Source organism: Microbacterium sp. T3-8 (genome assembly GCF_055398145.1).
On record NZ_AP027918.1, the window covers coordinates 3,349,387 to 3,366,689 of the forward strand.

Below are 17,303 nucleotides of genomic sequence, written 5' to 3' on the forward strand. Positions count from 1 at the left end.
TACTGCGGCGGATGACGACCCCGCCGGTAGGCTGACCGCATGACGACGATCCCGCCGCGCCGCGCGACGATGAAAGACGTCGCCGCTCTCGCCGGCGTCTCGCCGAAGACGGTCTCGAATGTCGTCACCGGCACCGTCCCCGTGAACGACGACACGCGCTCCAAGGTCGAAGCGGCGATGGCGCAGCTCGACTTCGTGCCGAATCTCAGCGCCCGCGGGTTGCGCAAGGGACGCTCGGGGATCATCGCCGTCGCCCTCCCCGATCTTGCGACCGCGTTCTCGGCCGAGCTCGTGCACCGCATCGTCGAAGCCGCGCACGAGCGGGGGCTGGCCGTGCAGATCGAGGAGACGGCATCCGAGCCCGAGCGTGAGAAGGAGCTGGTCTCCCGCGCCCGCGCCCACCTCGTCGACGGCCTGATCCTCAACCCCATCCGTCTCGAGGACAGCGTGCTCAAGTACGCCGACCGCCTGCCGCCGCTCGTGGTGATCGGCGAGGTCGAGCAGAACCGCGCCGATCATGTGCGCATCGACAGCCGGCTCGCCGCCGCCGACGCCACGCGGCACGTTCTCGCGCGCGGCGCCCGGCGGATCGCGGTGGTCGGCGCCGACGACGACCCCTCGGTCGCCACGGCGACGAGCCGCCTGCGACTCGAGGGCGTGCACGACGCACTGCGGGAGGCCGGCATCCCCCGCGACCCCGCGCTCGAGGTCAATCGCCTGCCGTGGGAGATGGCGGGCGGGGCGGATGCCGTGCGCACGCTGTTCGAGCGCGGTGTCGCCTTCGATGCGATCGTCGCCTTCACCGACTCCCTCGCCCTCGGCGCCCTGCACGCCCTGCACGACCGCGGTGTACGCGTGCCGGAGGACGTGATCGTCACGGGCTTCGACGACGTCGAGTTCTCGAAGTACACCTCGCCCTCACTGACGACCATCGCGTTCGACCGTCGGGCCTTCGCGGTCGCCGCCCTCGGCCTGCTCGAGACCCGCATGGACGACCGGGCCGCTCCCCCGCGGGCGCTGACACTGTCGCATCATCTCCTCGAGAGAGACAGCACGAAGGCCGCACCGCTCGGCTACCGCCCTTAGGCGCCTGCATCCGTTCGGATCGCACGCTTGCGCCCGCGATTACATCGATGTAATGATGAGGCGTCCACCATCCGGTCACGAAGGAGTGACGATGACGCCCCCGCTCGATCTGTCCCGCCGGCAGTTCCTCACCGCCGCCACGCTCACCGCCGGCGCAGCACTGCTCGCCGGCTGCTCCCCTCTCTCCCCCACCGGCTTTCGCACCGAGACCCTCCAGTTCTGGCACCTGCTCTCGGGAGGCGACGGCGTGACGATGTCGTCGCTGCTCGACGGCGTGAACTCGGCGCAGTCCGACTACCGCATCCGCCCCACCGTGCTCGCCTGGGGCACGCCGTACTACACGAAGCTCGCGATGGCGGGCGCCGGCGGACGCGCCCCCGACGTCGCGATCATGCACGCCACCCGCGTGAACGGCTGGGCCCCCGGCGGGCTCCTCGACGCCTGGGACGTCGACCGCCTCGCCGAGCTCGGCGTCGATCGCTCCACCTTCCCCGGCCCGATCTGGGAGAAGGGCTTCGTCGGCGACCGGCTCTTCAGCGTCGCCCTCGACGCCCACCCCTTCGTGCTCATGTTCAACACCGACATCTGCGACGCCGCGGGGGTGCTCGACTCGGACGGCACGCTGCGTGAGACCTCGTCGCCCGAGGAGTTCGTCGACCAGCTCCGCGAGGTCGGCGCCCAGGCTCCCGATCACGCCCTGTCGTTCGGCTACCTCGGCGATGGCGCCCAGATGTGGCGCCTGTTCTACGGCCTCTACGCGCAGCACGGCCTGCAGATCGAACTGCCCGTGGGCGGCAAGGCCGTGATCGACAAGGATGCCGCGGTCGAGGCGCTCCGCTTCATGCAGACGCTCCTCGACGGTGAGATCGCGGCCGCGCGCGCCGACTACGGCGGAGCCGTGGCCGAGTTCGCGACCGGCAAGAGCGGCATGCTCATGACCGGTGTCTGGGAGCTGCGCACGATGCAGGCCGCGAACCTGCCGTTCGATGCGACCACGATCCCGACCCTCTACGGCACACCGGCGGTGTACGCCGACTCGCACTCCTTCGTGCTGCCGCACCAGGCGAACGCGAACGACGAGCGCCGCGACCTCGTGTACCGCTTCGTCGCCGACATGCTGAAGGACTCGTTCCAGTGGGCCGAGGCCGGGCACATCCCCGCTTACCTCCCCGTGACCTCATCGCCCGCCTACGACGACCTCGTGCCCCAGGCGCACTACGCCTCGGCCGCCGACCACGTCGTCTACGACCCGACCGCGTGGTTCACGGGCTCCGGCTCGAGCTTCCAGGGCGAGTTCGGTGCCGCGGTGCAGAACGTGCTCCTCTCGGGCGCCGATCCGGCCGCCGCGATCGACCGCTTCGAGGCGCGCGTGAACACGCTGCTGCGCCAACCCAATCCGGCCGACCCCGAAGGGACGTGGAAGTCATGACCTCGACCGCCACCCGCACCCTCGTCACCGGCGGGGCATCCGATTTCCGTCTCCGCCGCGCCGGCTCCCGCAAGCGCGAGCAGCTCATCAGCTGGGCTTTCCTGGTTCCGTTCCTCATCGCCTTCGTGCTGTTCCTGGCATGGCCGATCCTGCACGGCATCTATCTGAGCTTCACCGACCAGTCGCTCACGGGCGCCGGCGGAGGGTTCGTCGGCTTCGCGAACTACGCCGAAGCCCTCGTCGATCCCGTCATGTGGCAGTCGATGTGGAACACGGTGTGGTTCACGCTGCTGTCGACCGTGCCGCTCGTCGCCGTGGCGCTGCTCATGGCGGCACTCGTCGACCGCGGCCTGCCCGGGCAGTGGCTCTGGCGACTGTCGTTCTTCATGCCGTACCTGCTCGCGTCCACCGTGATCTCGCAGATCTGGGTGTGGATCTTCAACCCGCAGATCGGCGCGGCCAACAACATCCTGAAGTTCTTCGGTCTCGAGCCGATCGCGTGGCTGCAGAACTCCGACACCAACATGCTGTCGATCGTGATCGCGACGGTGTGGTGGACGGTCGGGTTCAACTTCCTGCTCTACCTCGCGGCCATGCAGAACATCCCGCCGCAGCAGTACGAGGCGGCATCCCTCGACGGGGCCGGCGCCTGGCGCCAGTTCTGGTCGATCACGCTCCCGCAACTGGGACCGGCCACGGTGCTGATCCTCATCCTGCAGATCCTCGCGTCGCTGAAGCTGTTCGACCAGGCGTACCAGATGCTCGGCGGTGTCGCGAGCGACACCACGCGCTCGATCGTGCAGTACATCTACGAGGCCGGCTTCGTGAACTACCGCTTCGGATACTCCGCGGCGATCTCGTACGTCTTCTTCGCCCTCATCGTCATCATCGGCGTCGCGCAGGCCCTGGTCACGCGTCGCAAGAAGGAGCAGTGATGTCCTCCGCCACCCTCATCCCCACCGAGCCCGCCTCCGACGACCACACCCGCACGCTCACCGTTCCCCGCCACCGGCGCACCGCGCGCCCGAAGCTCCCCGGCCAGAAGCCGTTCTCGCCGCTGCGCATCGCCGCGTTCGTGGTGCTGGCGCTCCTCGCGATCGGATGGCTGCTGCCGTTCCTCTGGGCGGTCGCGACCGCCTTCAAGACCGAGACGGATGCCGCATCCGGCGATCCCGGATGGATCGGCGCGAGCGGCCCCACCTTCGAGGCGTTCACGGCGATCCTCTCGCAGGGCAACGTGTACGTCTGGGCGCTCAACAGCCTGTGGACCTCGGTCGCCGTCACCCTCATCACGCTGACGGTCTCGGCTCTGGCCGCCTACGCCTTCTCGCGGCTCGACTTCACCGGCCGCAAGTGGCTGTTCGTCGTGATCATCGCCTCGATCGTCGTGCCGCCGCAGGTGCTGATCATCCCGCTGTTCTACGAGATGCTCGCGTTCAACCTGATCGACACGCACTGGGGCCTGATCCTGCCGCAGGTCGTTGCCCCGGCGATGGTGTTCATCCTCAAGAAGTTCTTCGACGCGATCCCGATCGAGCTCGAGGACGCCGCCCGCGTCGACGGTGCCAGCCGCCTGCGCATCTTCTGGTCGATCGTGCTGCCGCTGTCGCGGCCGATCCTGGCATCCGTGGCGATCTTCGTGTTCATCGGGGCGTGGAACAACTTCCTGTGGCCGTTCCTCGTCATCAACGACACCACGCTCATGACGCTGCCGGTCGGGCTCCAGACCGTGATCAGCGCCTACGGCGTGCAGTACGCACAGGTCATGGCCCAGGCCGTGCTCGCCGCGCTCCCGCTCATCGTCGTGTTCCTCATCTTCCAGAAGCAGATCGTCAAGGGAGTCGCGACGAGCGGCTTCGGCGGTCAGTGATCCCGCACCCCCGCACCCCGGCATCCGCCGCAATCAAGGAGAGCAATGTCTCACGCCCGCATCACCATCGACCGCGACTTCACCATCGCCGACGTTCCCCGGAGGCTCTTCGGGTCCTTCGTCGAGCACATGGGGCGCTGCGTGTACACCGGCATCTACGAGCCGGGGCACCCGCAGGCAGATGAACGCGGATTCCGTCAGGACGTTCTGGCCCTGGTGAAGGAGATGGGGCCGACGGTCGTGCGGTACCCGGGCGGCAACTTCGTCTCGGGCTACCGCTGGGAGGACGGCGTCGGCCCGGTCGAGGAGCGCCCGGTGCGCATCGACGGCGCCTGGCACACGATCGAGACCAACGCCTTCGGCCTGCACGAGTTCATGGACTGGGCGAAGGAGGCCGACGTCGAGGTGATGGAGGCGATCAACCTCGGCACCCGCGGCGTCGAGGAGGCCCGTGCACTCGTCGAGTACGCCAACCACCCGGGCGGCACATACTGGTCGGACCTGCGCCGCAAGAACGGCGCCGAGCAGCCCTTCGACATCAAGCTGTGGTGCCTGGGCAACGAGCTCGACGGGCCGTGGCAGATCGGCGGCAAGACCGCTGCCGAGTACGGCCGTCTCGCGCAGGAGTCGGCCAAGGCCATGAAGCTGGTCGACTCGTCGATCGAGCTCGTGGCGGTCGGGTCGTCGAGCAGGTCGATGCCGACGTTCGGGTCGTGGGAGCACACCGTGCTCACCCACGCCTACGACGAGGTCGACTTCGTCTCGATGCACGCGTACTACCAGGAGCACGACGGCGACACGGAGTCGTTCCTCGCGGAGTCGGTCGACATGGACGGCTTCATCGAGGGCGTCATCGCGACGGTCGACGCCGTGAAGGCCGCCGGCAAGCACACCAAGCAGGTCGACATCTCGTTCGACGAGTGGAACGTGTGGGATCAGCGCAAGTACAACGACGTCGAGGCGGGCGAGATCGCGAAGTCCGGCTGGCGCGAGCACCCGCGCCTCATCGAAGACACCTACTCGGTGACGGATGCCGTCGTCGTCGGCACCCTGCTCAACAGCCTGCTGCGGCACGGAGACCGCGTGCGCATCGCCAACCAGGCGCAGCTCGTGAACGTGATCGCGCCGATCCGCTCGGAGGAGAACGGCCCGGCCTGGCGCCAGACCAGCTTCTGGCCGTTCGAGCGGATGGCGCGGCTGGCGACGGGACGCATCCTGCGCCTCGCCGTCTCGGCCTCGCAGATCGCGACGAAGCGCTACGGCGATGTCGACTCGGTCGATGCGGCCGCCACGTGGGACGAGGAGACCGGACGCCTGGTCGTGTTCGTGGCCAACCGCTCACTCGACTCGGCGAACGACCTGACGATCGACCTGCACGGCCTCGGCGACCTCCGCGTGCGTCAGGCCGAGACGCTCACGATCCCCGAGGGCGGTGACCGACGGACCGCCAACCTCGAGACGACCCCCGACACCGTGCACATGGTGCCGCTCGCCGCCGCCGAGATCGTCGACGGCACGGTGCGCGCGACCCTGCCGGCCCTGTCGTGGTCGGTCATCGAGCTCGAGGTGACGCGCGCCTGACCCCCTGGGTCCCTGAGCCCTGTCGAAGGGCCCCAGCCCACGAAAGGCCCGGCATCCATCTCGGATGCCGGGCCCTTTCGCATGCGAGAGCGGATGCCGCGACTACTCCCAGACGACCTGCGGGGTCTCCGCGGCGAAGTCGACCTTCGGGGACAGCATCCCCGCGCCGAGGAGCACCTCGAACGCACCGCGCTCACCCGCGGCATTCTGCCCCTCGAGCGTGATGTCGGTGCGGAACGACTCGTAGGTCGAAACGACCGCGCGGTCGCTGACCTCTCCGACGAGGGCGGCGAGCGACGCCTCGCCCTCGGCGGTGAGGGCGCGGGTCACGGTTCCGTCGACGGGGCTGAAGCCGTCCTGCTCGAGGCCGGTGACGTCCATGCCGCAGGGGGTCGCGAGAGTCTTCATCGCCAGGCACTCGCGCAGCGAGGCGGTGACCAGTTCGCGGAACGATGCCACCCCCGTCTCGCTCAGCACGGGACGCAGCATGCTCGCCGCCTCTTCGCTCTTCTCGTCCGCGACGAGAAGCGTCGTCTCGCCCTCGATCGTGAACTCTTCGAGGCTCGTCGCGAACTCGTACATGCCCGGGAAGGCCAGGGCGTCCTCCGAGATCTCCACCCCGTTCACCGTGAGGCCGATGTCGTCGAACCCGTAGGTCGAGATTCGCGCGCCTCCGTTGTACATGGTGATGTCACCGTCGTACTCGCTCTGGTACATCTCGAACTCGCGCGTCACCTCGGTGCCGCCGACCGTGAAGGTCGCGGGCACGACGACGTCGCTGTACTCGCCCTCCTCGGCCTCGCCGACCTCGATATCGTCGATGGCGCCCAGCTCGAGGGAGGCCGCGAGCACTTCGTCCGTGAGGAGCGCATCACTGTAGGACGAGGTGTCGACGTACTTCCGCGCCGTCTCGGCATCGCCCTCCGAAAGTGCGGTGAGGTACTCCTCGACCCACTCCTCCGGGGTGGCCGCGGGCTGCGCGGGCTCGCCGTTCGAGCCACCTCCGGCGTCACCGCCGCGACCCGCCAGCGGGATGATGATGGCCAGGGCGATCACGAGCAAGACGACGACTCCCGCCGCGATGATGCCGATGAGCGCACCGAGCGGAAGCTTCTTGTTCGGGCCGATCTCCGGCCCTGCCGGCGGAAAACCCGGCGCGGACTGGCCGTAGGGCTGTCCGGGTGCAGGCTGGCCGTAAGGCTGGCCCGGCACGGGCTGACCGTAGGGCTGTCCGGGTGCAGGCTGGCCGTAAGGCTGGCCCGGCGCGGGCTGACCGTAGGGCTGGCCCGGCGCGGGCTGGCCGTAGGGCTGTCCGGGTGCGGGCTGGCCGTCGGTCAGCCCCGGAGCGGGCTCGCCGGGTGCGTTCGCCGAGGCGTGGCCGGGAGCGTGCCGCGGATCCGCGGGCGGGAGGGAGTGTCCGCCGGGGACGTACTCCGAGCCATCCGGGCCGGTCGGCGGCGTGGTCGGGGGAGCGTCCGGGCCGTCCGACGGGGTGGGCGGCGCGGGCGGTGGCGTGCGGACCGCGTCCGACGCGGAATCGGCCGCCGCCGGGTCGTTGGGCTGGGGAGTCTCCGGTGTCTCGTGTTCACTCACAGATACAGCATAATGTCCTCGTTTGCGGCATATCGGGATGCCTGGCATGCCCCGCCGGAGCCATCTCCGTACGAGGCGCTCACTTCTCGAATGCGAACCGCGCGACCTGCACGAGGGTCGCCCCCGAACCACGACGCACGAACCGCCCGCGTCCCGGCACCATCTGCTCGGCGTACACCTTCGCCAGCAGCGGGCCCTCGCCCCGATCACCGCTCATCACCAGCGTCGATCCGCCGGTGTCGCGCAGCGCCTGCAGCGACGTGTCGAACATCGCCCGCGATGCCCCCAGCACCGGCCGGGTGAGCACGACGTTCAGGCCGAGGTCGCGCGCCGAGGCGAGGTACGGCAGCAGCGGCCGCAGCGGCTCGGTGCCGCCCGCCGCCAGCACGTCGAAGTCGTCGATCACCACGAGAATCCTCGGCCCCGATGCCTTCGCCGCCTGCCGCTTGTCGAGCTCGATCGCGATCGACTCCGCGAGCTGGCGCGCCAACGGAGCGGTGGCGGCGTGCCCACCGAGGTAAGGCTCGGGCACCTCGTCTGCGAGATCGCCGCGCACATCCATGAGTGCGATCACCAGGTCGTCCGGTGTGTGGCCCGCGAGCGCGCCCCGGACGATGCCCCGCAGCACGGTCGTCTTGCCGCACCCGGTGTCTCCGAGCACCATCAGGTGAGGGTCACTACGTGCGAGGTCGAGCGAGAACGCCTTCATCGTGTCCTGCCGCAGCCCCAGGGAGATGATCGACGGATCGATCCCGGCATCCGCAAGCGTCTGCGGGTCGAGGTCCTCCGGGAGCAGCCGGATCGGCGCCGCCTCCGGCCCCGCCCACGACTCCGCGGACTGCCGCGCGAGCGCTTCCAGCATCTCGCCGACGCCCACCGAGTCGTCGTCCTCGAGCACCGGCAGCGCCACCTGCGCGAACTCCGAGGCATCCGTCAGTGCGCGCCCTGGTTCATCGCGCCGCAGCGACGACGAGAGCTTGCGCGAGACCTGCGAGTCGCTCGGGTCGTTGAGCCCCAGTTCGATCCGTGTGCCGATCACTCCCTGCTGCGGCGAGCGCAGATCGTTCCAACGATTGAGCGTGACCACGACGTGGATGCCGAAGCTGCCGCCGCGATCGAGGAGACGCTGCAGCGCACCCTCGTACTCCTCGAAATCGGTACGCAGCGTCGCATAGCCGTCGACGAGCAGCACGACATCGGCCGAGGGCAACTGCGGGAGTTCCCCGGCGGTGTGCCGGCGACGCAGCTCATCTACCGAGTCGATCCCCTCTGCGCGGAACGCCTGCTCGCGCACCTCGAGCATGGTCGTGAGTTCTTCGAGCACGCGACCCACGCGCTCCCGATGCCCGCGCGTCGCGACACCACCCACGTGCGGGAATCCCTCGATGCGTGCTAGGCCGCCGCCGGTGAGGTCGAGTCCGTACACGCTCACCTGGCGCGGTGTACGGGTCACGGCGATCGACGCCGCAACCGTACGCAGGAAGGTCGAGCGACCGGACTGCGGTGCGCCCATCACGCTGACGTGCCCGCCGGAGCGGGTCAGATCGAGCCTCCACGGCTGCTGCCGCTGCTGCACCGGCTCATCGAGCAGACCGATCGGAATGCTCAGCCCCGCGGCATCCTCGATCGCACCGCTCGAGGGCAGCAGCCCACCGAGCGTGACCCGCGTGGGTAGGGGCGGTAACCAGACCGGACGCGTGCGGACCGCGCCCTTCGCCAGCCCCTCGACGGCTACGTCGACCACTGTTCGCTCGGGCGGCAGGTTCTGCGTCGCGGAGATCTCCTGCACCGCCGCGGCCCCGTCGGCCTCGACCTCGGGGAACGGCTGCACGACGTCGTACGCGGAGATCATCCTCATCCGTGGCACCTCGGTCGTCTCGACCGGCCGATCCCGGAGGTCGACGACGGGTCCCGAGACGTAGCCCGCGCGCAGTCGGGTGTAGATCGAGGTGTCGACCTTGAGGTAGGCGTAGCCCGGGATCGCCGGCAGGTGGAACGCGTCCTGCGTGTCGAGCACCATGGCGCTCTCGGCCGCCGAGAACGTCCGCAGTCCGATCCGATACGACAGGTAGGTCTCGAGACCGCGGAGCTTGCCCGCCTCGATCCGCTGGCTCGAGAGCAACAGGTGCACACCGATCGAGCGGCCGATGCGTCCGATCGTGAGCAGCAGATCGACGAACTCCGGCTCCGCGGTGAGGAGCTCGCCGAACTCGTCGATCACGAGCAACAGATGGGGCAACGGCGGCAACTCGGGGCGACTGCGTCGGAGCTGCCGGTACTGCGTGATCGATGCCGAGTTGTCGGCGGCCTTCAGGAGCTGCTGGCGGCGCACGACCTCCCCGTTGATGCTCGCGCGCGCCCGCTCGGTGAGCTGCGGATCGTCGGCGAGGTTGTCGATGATCCCGGCGACGTGCGGGAGACGTGCGAACGGTGCGAACGCCGCCCCGCCCTTGTAATCGACGAGGATCATGCTGAGGTCATCCGGCCCGTGCGTGGCCGCGAGCCCGAGCACGAGGGTGCGCAGCAGCTCGCTCTTGCCCGACCCCGTCGCACCGATGCAGATGCCGTGCGGCCCCATACCGAGCTGCGCGGATTCCTTGAGGTCGATGAGCACCGGAGCGCCCGTGTCGTCGACTCCGATCGGCACGCGGAGGAAGTCCGCGGAGGAGCGCGGCACCCACGCCTGACGCGGATCGATCTGCGCCACGTCGCCGAGGCCGAGGAGTTCGCCGAGGTCGGGCGCCACCGCATCGGTCGCCTCCGCCGCCGTCGCCCTGCTCATCCGCAGCGCAGCGAGCGGACGCGCGACCGTCTCGAGCAGCGCCTGCCCGACGGCGTCCGCCGCGCAGAGCACCGGGTCCCCCGGCTCGGCCGGGTTCTCGATCGCGCAGCCGGCCGCATCGACCGCGACGCGGGCGACGACGTGCTCGGGCTCCTTGAGGCGATCGTCGACGATGTGCACGATCGTGATGCCGAGGTCGGCGGCGTCGAGCACCGGGTCCCAGCGCGGCGGAGTCGTCGCGTACCCGTCGCCCTCATCGACGAAGAGCACGAGCCGCACCGGCCGGATGCGGCGTCCGGCCCGGCGTGCCGCCGTCGTGGCGGCCACACGATCCCGCAGTTCCGGCGCGATCAGAGCGAGCAGGTCGTCGAGCGTCGGCGCGATGCGGCGCGCCAAGGGCTGATCGGCGGCAGGGCGCGGCGCTCCTGCGTGCGGGAGCAGGTCGAATCCGCGCCAGTCGCCGAGGGCGGATGCCGGGACCACGGCCGCGAGGTGCACCTCGTCGGGAGAGTGGAACGTCGCGATCTGCACCGCGATCGATCGTGCCACCTGCAACGCCCGCGTCCGGTCGCCGACGATCGCGTACTGCCCGCCCGTCGAGAGGTCGATCGTCGCCGGCATCCCCTGCACCACTCCCGCGGAGCGCACCACACGCTCGGCGGCCGCCTTCATGATCGGGTCGTACGGCTGCACCGGATTCGATTCCTCGGGCAGCACCACCGGGAGCACCGCGAGGTCGCCGGTGCCGATGCGCACCTGCAGGAAGTCGGGGTCGGAGGGGCGGCATTCCCAGCGACGCGCCGGGTCGTGCCCGAGCTCGACGAGCGCCGAGGGCGACGGATGCCGGGTGAGCGCCGCCCGCCGCACGTGCGCCACTCGGTCGCGCTGCTCGGCGCGGACGTGCTCGAGGTGGTCGAGATAGCGTTCTCGCTGCATCCGACGCTGACGTGCCGCGTTTCCGCGCGTCGTGAAGGCCATGCCGATGCCGCCGACCAGAGCGACGACGAGGATCACCGCGCCGATCACGACGAACATCGGGTTACCCCGGAGGAGCACCATCATGGTGATCGACGAAAGGCTGCCGACGATCGGCAGCACCGACTGCAACGGGAAACCGGCGGCGTTGTCGTTGCTCGCCGGCGGCGCGGTGAGCACGATGCCCTCCGGGGGTTCCGCCGGGAGGACGGCCCGAGCAGGACGATGGACGATGGACTGCGTCATGCGTCGACCTTCCCGATGAGGGTCCCCGCGAGACGAAGCAGGGCCTGGCGCGCCCGGAAGGATCGCGCCGGCTCTCCCCCGGCCAACCCCGTATCGTGCGGCACGACGATCACCGGCTGCTCGGTCTGCGCCGCGATCACCGCGGGAACCCGTCGCGATTCCCTGCTCGCATCGACGAGGGCGACGACCGCCCGCGGACTCCCCGGCAGGGCATCGATCGCCTCGACCACGACCCGGGCCAGTTCCGCCCCCTCGCGCCGTGCGGGGGCGACGACGCAGACCGCATCGCAGAGCCCGGCGATCTCGCCGATCTCACGATCGGGATCACGCGGACCGAAGTCCGCGATCACCACGTCGTGGAAGCGCATGATGGGTGAGACCTCACGCTCCCACGCGGCGACCGGGCGGGCCCCGGCATCCGACGGCCGGGCCCCGAGCACACCCGACGTCATCTGCAGCAGCTGCCGAGCGTCGCCGCTCGTGCGGAACAGGCGTCGGTCCCGACGCGGTGATGTCTCGACGATCCCGAGCCGCCGGGCAAGATCGCCCCCGGGCGAGAGGTCCGCGACGAGCGGTGGAGCAGCGCGCCGTCGAGCGACGAGGCGTCCGATCTCACCCGCGACGGTCGTCGCACCGGCTCCGGCGGAGAGCTGGACGAAGCCGATCCGACGGACCGTGCTCATCGGTCGGGTGATCGCCGCGTCCCACGCCGCGAACCGGGTGAGGAGCGCTGCACCGCTGCCGAACATCGCCACGGAGATCGCCCCGCGGTCGAGCGGCATCACGCGCCCCCTCCGAACAGTGCGAGCAGATCGGCGTAGATCCCGAAGACCCCCACCGCCATCGGCACGATCGCGATCACGGCAGCGGTCTCCAGTGCGTCGCCGAGGGAGCGGAGCCGCGCTCGCTGATGCGCTTTCGGGCGGGCGAGCCCGGCGATGGCCGCTGTCACGCCGATCACCACGGCACCGGCGACGACGGTCCACCCGAGCGAACCGTTCACGATCAGGGTCGCCGCGGCGACGGCGGCGATGCCGATCCCGGCCGCCCAGAGCAGGAAGCCCTGCGACCGGAGCGGGAACGCCCGCGATCGCAGCAGCACCACAAACGCGAGCGACGCCGCGAGGAGCCTCGGCCAGACGGCATCCGTCATCCAGAGGACGATGCCGCAGAGGACGAGCACCGCGGCCAGCACCGCCACGACCCAGTCGAGGGTGCGATACGCGTCGGACACGGCGCCCAACGCGGCGGGTCTCGGCAGATCGGCGCTCTCGGCCGCCCGATGGTCGAGGCCCGTGAGACCGGAGGCCGAGAGCGCGAGCCACGGCACGAGTCCGAGGAGCACGGCGGCGACGACGCCGATCACCGCGGCGGCCTGATCGTGGCGCATGCCCATCGCCAGTGCCGTCAGCAGCGGCACCGTCAGCACGATCCCCAGGGCACCGCCGACCATCGCGCCACGCGAGCCCCGCGCGACCCCTCCCCCGATCAGGAGCACCGCCGACCAGGCGAGCGTGACCCAGAGAGCGGTGATCGGAAGGACGGATGCCGGGTGCGTCGCGGCCTGCGCAGCCGCCGCGTGCAGCGCGGCAGGCGCGCCCGCCCCCACCGCCGCGGTCGCCATGACGGCCGCCGGCCGACGTCGACCGAACAGACCGAATCCCACGGCGCAGACGAGAAGCAGGCCGAGCAGACCGAAGCGCGCGGCGCCGCCGGCGACGCCGTCGAACGGCACCGCGATCGACGCGGCAGCCGCGGACAGCGCGACGACGACCGCGCTGACGGCGGCCCTCGATGCGTCGCTCCAGCGGTCGTTGCGGTTCTCGAGCTCGTCGGCGAGCACGTCGACCACGTCGATGACCATCGGTGGCGGCGGCGCGGAGTCGAACGGGAGCAGGCGCAGCACCGAACCGTCGACGAGACTCTGCTCACGGGCGGAGCGCTCGAGGTCGAGCGAGTCCCCGATCGCGGTGACGAGCGCGAGGGGGCGTCCGCCGGCACCGGAGGGTTCCGCCAGGGCATCGATCAGCTGCGGCAGCAGACTGCCGAGCGGGTCATCGCTCGACACCGCGATCTCGACGCGCCGAGACGAACCCCGAACGCTCAGGCGCGTGTAGTCGCTCACACCGGCTCCTCTTCGATGATGCTGATCGACGCGTTCTGCCGCGCCTTCCCGGCCGCCTGCGCCTGGAGCAGGTCGGTGACGAACGAGATGCCGACGCACACCGCGCAGGCGAGCGCCGCCACGATGAGGGAGGCGATGAATCGGCGGACATTGTCGTTCACCGTGCGTCGATCCGAGATGCGCCCGTGCAGCAGTGCCGAACCGAGCCGGAAGCGCTGCGTGCGCGCCTCCTCGATGAGGGCGCGATCGCGGAGGTCAGGCATAGTGCCCTCCTCGGGAGTCTTCGTCGCATTCATCGGCCACATCAGAGGCACCCCGGCGATCCCGGCGGGAGCCGGCGATCGTGAGGCTGCGATCCCCCAGCCGGAGCACGGCATCCGCGGGCATGCGCGTCGGCACGAACGGGTCGAGCGACGCGCATTCCACGCCGACCTCCATCGCCGTCCCGTTGGCGGAGCCGAGGTCGGTGACCCACACGCTCTCGCCGTCCCATTCGAGCCGGGCGTGTGTCTTCGACAGCGTGCGCGAGAGGTCCGGCCAGGAGAATCGCTGCTCGCCCCGGGCATCCGTCGTCGGGTTCCTGCCGACCACCAGAGCGCGCGCGAACGGGAGTCGCTGACCCGAGTCCAGCAACGCGACGGTGTTCGTCGCCGGCGCGGGCGGATGCTGCGCGGCGGCGCGCTCGGGGAACCGGTAGAGCGCCACAGCGGAGGAGATCGGATCGCGACCGCGACGGATGTCGAGCACCCGGAGCCGACGACCGACGAGGTCGGCGACGAGGAGGCGTCCGGAGGGGCATCCGCTCGATCGCTCGACGATGCGGAGCCCGAACATCCGGGCGCCGAGCGTACGCCCGTCGTAGGCGAGGGCGATCACCTGACCGCCTGCGATCCCCAGCGCGAGCAGCACGAGCCCCGCACCCGCGAGAGGCTCCCCTGCCGCAGACGTCAGCACGGCGCAGATCATCGGCACGAACACCGTGAGGGTGTCAGATACCAGGGCGGGACACCATGCCCTGGTATCGGCTCGCACGCTGTAGACGAACGCGTCGAGGCCGCCATCCGTCTTTCCAGCCGTGCTCATGACCCCCCTTTATGGAGTGCGCCCCACGCGCGCCCACGGTCGGCGAGTTTATACATATGAGGACACCTCGCGATGACCACCTGTGGATAAGGGTGTCGGCACGGGCATCGGCGACGACCGCGACCGCGCTGTTCACGAGTGGGATTCCGAGGGCATTCTCGAGGTCGAACACATCGATGGTGTACGGAACTTCAGTTCGGAGGGCGGGATCGTCCACGACAAGCCCCACGGCAATGGACCGGAGGTCACGGAGCGCGGATTCGCGACCGACGGGCACAACGCACAGCGCTCGAGTCTGCCCTACTACCGGGTGAACCCGGGTCAATTGCTGCTGAGCCCCGTGTGGGCGGCGTCGCACCCCTGGGAGGCACCCGCCGTCGGCTACCTCGACCCCGATTCGCAGTCGTTCACGCAGTCTGTCGTCGATGTAGCCCACGCAGCCGAGAATCCGCGCTCGGGCGAGTAACGTCCTCATCCATCGGAGAAAGAGTTTCAGGCGCGGTCTGTGGATAACTTCCGCGTCATCGCAGGCCGCCCTGTTACTCTCTCCTCGCCCATCGGGGGCGATGGCGTCTTCGCGACCGCGAGGACGGGAGGGCGATGAAAGGAAGACCGGAGCATGAAGTTCGATATGGGGGCCGAGACGCTCAGCGTCCTCGGCAAGCAGACGTCGGGATCCAGCGACGACCTCGGCGCGCTCGTGAAGCAGCTCGTGGTCGCCGCCGACCCGCTGATGCAGGTGCACGCGGGTGCGGCGAAGGCCGCATTCGACAGCTTCAAGGGCCGCACCGATGAGGTCGCCGCCGAGCTGAACTCGTCACTCGCCGCTGTGCTCGGAGGAATCTCGGGCATGGACCGCGCGTTCCGCGAGGGAGAGTCCGAGATGGTCGATCAGACCCGTGGGGCCGAGAGCGGTGCGTCGTTCGAAGCCGCCCGCTTCGGCGGATCGCGCTGAGAAGAAGGAGACAGAAAATGGCATACGAAGATCGTCGCGCCTACAGCGTCGCCGCCTCGCAGGAGGTCCAGGGAGAGTTCAACCGCGTCTCGGGTCTGCTCGAGAGCCTGATCGCCGACCGCGACAAGGCCGTGCAGAACGCCATGGCCGACTACTCCGCCGATGGGGTCTCCGAGGAGTACCGCGGCAAGGAGCTGCGGTGGAAGAACGCCGCCGACGAGGTGCGCAACATCATCACGCTGCTGCGCAGCACGATGGAGAGCAACGACGGCACCGCCTCGCAGGCGGGTGCTCGCGCACGCGCGGCCGTCGAGAACATCGGCTGACGCCCGCGAGCGGATGCGTCACCGAGAGAGCCTGGGTCCCTGAGCATGCCGACGGGCCCCAGGCTCTCTCACGCGTAAAGGGGCATCAGCCCGCGACGTGCCGCTCGTCCGGGCCGACGTACTCCGAGAGCGGGCGGATCAGCGCGTTGGCACCGGCCTGCTCGATCACGTGCGCCGTCCACCCCGTCACCCGCGCCGCGACGAAGAGGGGCGTGAAGGTGAGGGTGTCGAACCCGATCAGGTTGTACGCCGGACCCGAGGGGTAGTCGAGGTTCGGGTAGATGCCCTTGCGTGCGACGAACTCCGACTCGAGCGCGTCGTACAGCGCCGCGACCTCCGGCTTGTCGAAGTGCTCGACGAGCGTGTCGAGAGCCGCCTTCATGGTCGGCACCCGCGAGTCGCCCTTCTTGTACACGCGGTGCCCGAAGCCCATGATCTTGCGCTTCTCGGCGAGGGCCTTGTCGAGCCAGGCCTCGACGGCATCCGCCGACCCGATCTCGTCGAAGATGTGCAGCACGGCTTCGTTCGCTCCGCCGTGCAGCGGACCCTTGAGAGCGCCGATCGCCCCGACGACGGCCGAGTACAGGTCGCTGAGCGTCGACGTGATGACCCGCGCCGTGAAGGTGGAGGCGTTGAACGAGTGCTCGGCGTAGAGGATCATCGACCGGTTGAACGCGTCGACGACCACGGCATCCGCCTCTTCGCCGAACGTCATCCAGAGGAAGTTGGCCGAGTAGTCGAGGTCATCGCGCGGCTCGATGAGCTCCTGCCCGCGGCGGCGGCGCTGGCCGTAGGCCACGATCGCGGGGAGCGCCGCGAACAGGCGGATGCTGCGCTCGAGGTTCTGCTCCGGGCTGCCGCCGGCATCCAGCACCGATCCGCCCGCACCGGGGTCGGACGCTCCGATCAGGCTGACCGCCGTGCGAACCTCGTCCATCGGGTGCGCGTCCAGCGGTACGAGGTCGATCGCGGCCCGCACGTTGTCGGCGAGAGCACGGTGCCGTCGCTCCTCGACGCGGAACGCCGCGAGCTCCTCCGGCGTCGGCAGCTCCCCGTGCCACAGCAGGTACGCCACGGCCTCGAACGACTGCGTGGCGGCGAGTTCCTGCACCGGGTATCCGCGGTAGAGCAGGCTGTTCGTCTCGGGATTGACCTTCGAGATGGAGGTCGTGTCGACGACGACCCCAGCGAGGCCCTTCTTGATGTCCGGTTCGGTCATGCTCACTCCTTCGTGTGCTGCTTCGTGTGCTGC

Annotated in this window: 15 protein-coding genes; 8 read left to right on the forward strand and 7 right to left on the reverse strand. The window is 69.8% G+C overall.

The features are described from left to right. The first annotated feature begins 39 nt into the window (after positions 1-39). From ACZ5Y9_RS16085 to arfA, 5 genes are all read left to right on the forward strand, one after another. Positions 40-1,086 (forward strand): LacI family DNA-binding transcriptional regulator, encoded by a 1,047-nt coding sequence (locus ACZ5Y9_RS16085; RefSeq protein WP_247624486.1) that lies wholly within the window; start codon positions 40-42, stop codon positions 1,084-1,086. A gap of 91 nt (positions 1,087-1,177) precedes the next feature. Then, positions 1,178-2,515 carry an extracellular solute-binding protein gene (locus ACZ5Y9_RS16090; RefSeq protein WP_464471824.1) on the forward strand — a complete coding sequence of 446 codons (1,338 nt, stop codon included), beginning with the start codon at positions 1,178-1,180 and terminating at the stop codon, positions 2,513-2,515. Continuing rightward, entirely contained in the window at positions 2,512-3,450 is a 939-nt protein-coding gene (locus ACZ5Y9_RS16095) for a carbohydrate ABC transporter permease (protein WP_247624484.1), read from the forward strand. The genes ACZ5Y9_RS16090 and ACZ5Y9_RS16095 overlap by 4 nt, the downstream gene beginning before the upstream one ends. Next, on the forward strand, positions 3,450-4,385 hold the full coding sequence (locus tag ACZ5Y9_RS16100; protein WP_464471825.1) for a carbohydrate ABC transporter permease: 936 nt from the start codon (positions 3,450-3,452) through the stop codon (positions 4,383-4,385). Before ACZ5Y9_RS16095 ends, ACZ5Y9_RS16100 begins: the two co-directional genes overlap by 1 nt. A 45-nt stretch (positions 4,386-4,430) precedes the next feature. Beyond that, entirely contained in the window at positions 4,431-5,966 is a 1,536-nt protein-coding gene (gene arfA, locus ACZ5Y9_RS16105) for an arabinosylfuranosidase ArfA (RefSeq protein ID WP_464471826.1), read from the forward strand. Positions 5,967-6,068: 102 nt separating this feature from the next. Here arfA and ACZ5Y9_RS16110 read toward each other — a convergent pair whose 3' ends face one another. The 6 genes from ACZ5Y9_RS16110 to ACZ5Y9_RS16135 all read right to left on the reverse strand — a co-directional run bounded on the left by ACZ5Y9_RS16110 (position 6,069) and on the right by ACZ5Y9_RS16135 (position 14,770). Continuing rightward, the gene (locus ACZ5Y9_RS16110) at positions 6,069-7,559 is read right to left on the reverse strand and encodes a hypothetical protein (RefSeq protein ID WP_464471827.1); all 1,491 of its coding nucleotides are present in this window, start codon (positions 7,557-7,559) and stop codon (positions 6,069-6,071) included. Positions 7,560-7,638: 79 nt separating this feature from the next. Next, complete coding sequence (gene eccCa / locus ACZ5Y9_RS16115; protein ID WP_464471828.1) at positions 7,639-11,562, reverse strand: type VII secretion protein EccCa; 3,924 nt, start codon at positions 11,560-11,562, stop codon at positions 7,639-7,641. Further along, the gene (locus tag ACZ5Y9_RS16120; RefSeq protein WP_464471829.1) at positions 11,559-12,344 is read right to left on the reverse strand and encodes a P-loop NTPase family protein; all 786 of its coding nucleotides are present in this window, start codon (positions 12,342-12,344) and stop codon (positions 11,559-11,561) included. Before ACZ5Y9_RS16120 ends, eccCa begins: the two co-directional genes overlap by 4 nt. Continuing rightward, on the reverse strand, positions 12,344-13,687 hold the full coding sequence (locus tag ACZ5Y9_RS16125; RefSeq protein WP_464471830.1) for an EsaB/YukD family protein: 1,344 nt from the start codon (positions 13,685-13,687) through the stop codon (positions 12,344-12,346). The genes ACZ5Y9_RS16120 and ACZ5Y9_RS16125 overlap by 1 nt, the downstream gene beginning before the upstream one ends. After that, positions 13,684-13,950 (reverse strand): hypothetical protein, encoded by a 267-nt coding sequence (locus tag ACZ5Y9_RS16130; protein ID WP_247624477.1) that lies wholly within the window; start codon positions 13,948-13,950, stop codon positions 13,684-13,686. Before ACZ5Y9_RS16130 ends, ACZ5Y9_RS16125 begins: the two co-directional genes overlap by 4 nt. Next, a complete protein-coding gene (locus ACZ5Y9_RS16135) occupies positions 13,943-14,770 on the reverse strand; it encodes an FHA domain-containing protein (RefSeq protein WP_464471831.1) in 828 nt (275 codons plus the stop codon). Before ACZ5Y9_RS16135 ends, ACZ5Y9_RS16130 begins: the two co-directional genes overlap by 8 nt. An 82-nt stretch (positions 14,771-14,852) precedes the next feature. On the opposite strand from ACZ5Y9_RS16135, the gene ACZ5Y9_RS16140 reads away from it, so the two are divergent. From ACZ5Y9_RS16140 to ACZ5Y9_RS16150, 3 genes are all read left to right on the forward strand, one after another. Then, on the forward strand, positions 14,853-15,236 hold the full coding sequence (locus ACZ5Y9_RS16140; RefSeq protein WP_464471832.1) for a hypothetical protein: 384 nt from the start codon (positions 14,853-14,855) through the stop codon (positions 15,234-15,236). A gap of 153 nt (positions 15,237-15,389) precedes the next feature. Beyond that, entirely contained in the window at positions 15,390-15,725 is a 336-nt protein-coding gene (locus ACZ5Y9_RS16145; protein ID WP_247624474.1) for a hypothetical protein, read from the forward strand. Between the two features lie 17 nt (positions 15,726-15,742). Then, positions 15,743-16,051 (forward strand): pore-forming ESAT-6 family protein, encoded by a 309-nt coding sequence (locus ACZ5Y9_RS16150; protein WP_247624473.1) that lies wholly within the window; start codon positions 15,743-15,745, stop codon positions 16,049-16,051. 85 nt (positions 16,052-16,136) lie between these two features. Here the strand turns inward: ACZ5Y9_RS16150 and ACZ5Y9_RS16155 are convergent, their stop codons facing one another. Beyond that, the gene (locus ACZ5Y9_RS16155) at positions 16,137-17,270 is read right to left on the reverse strand and encodes a bifunctional 2-methylcitrate synthase/citrate synthase (protein WP_336641679.1); all 1,134 of its coding nucleotides are present in this window, start codon (positions 17,268-17,270) and stop codon (positions 16,137-16,139) included. Positions 17,271-17,303: the final 33 nt, after the last annotated feature.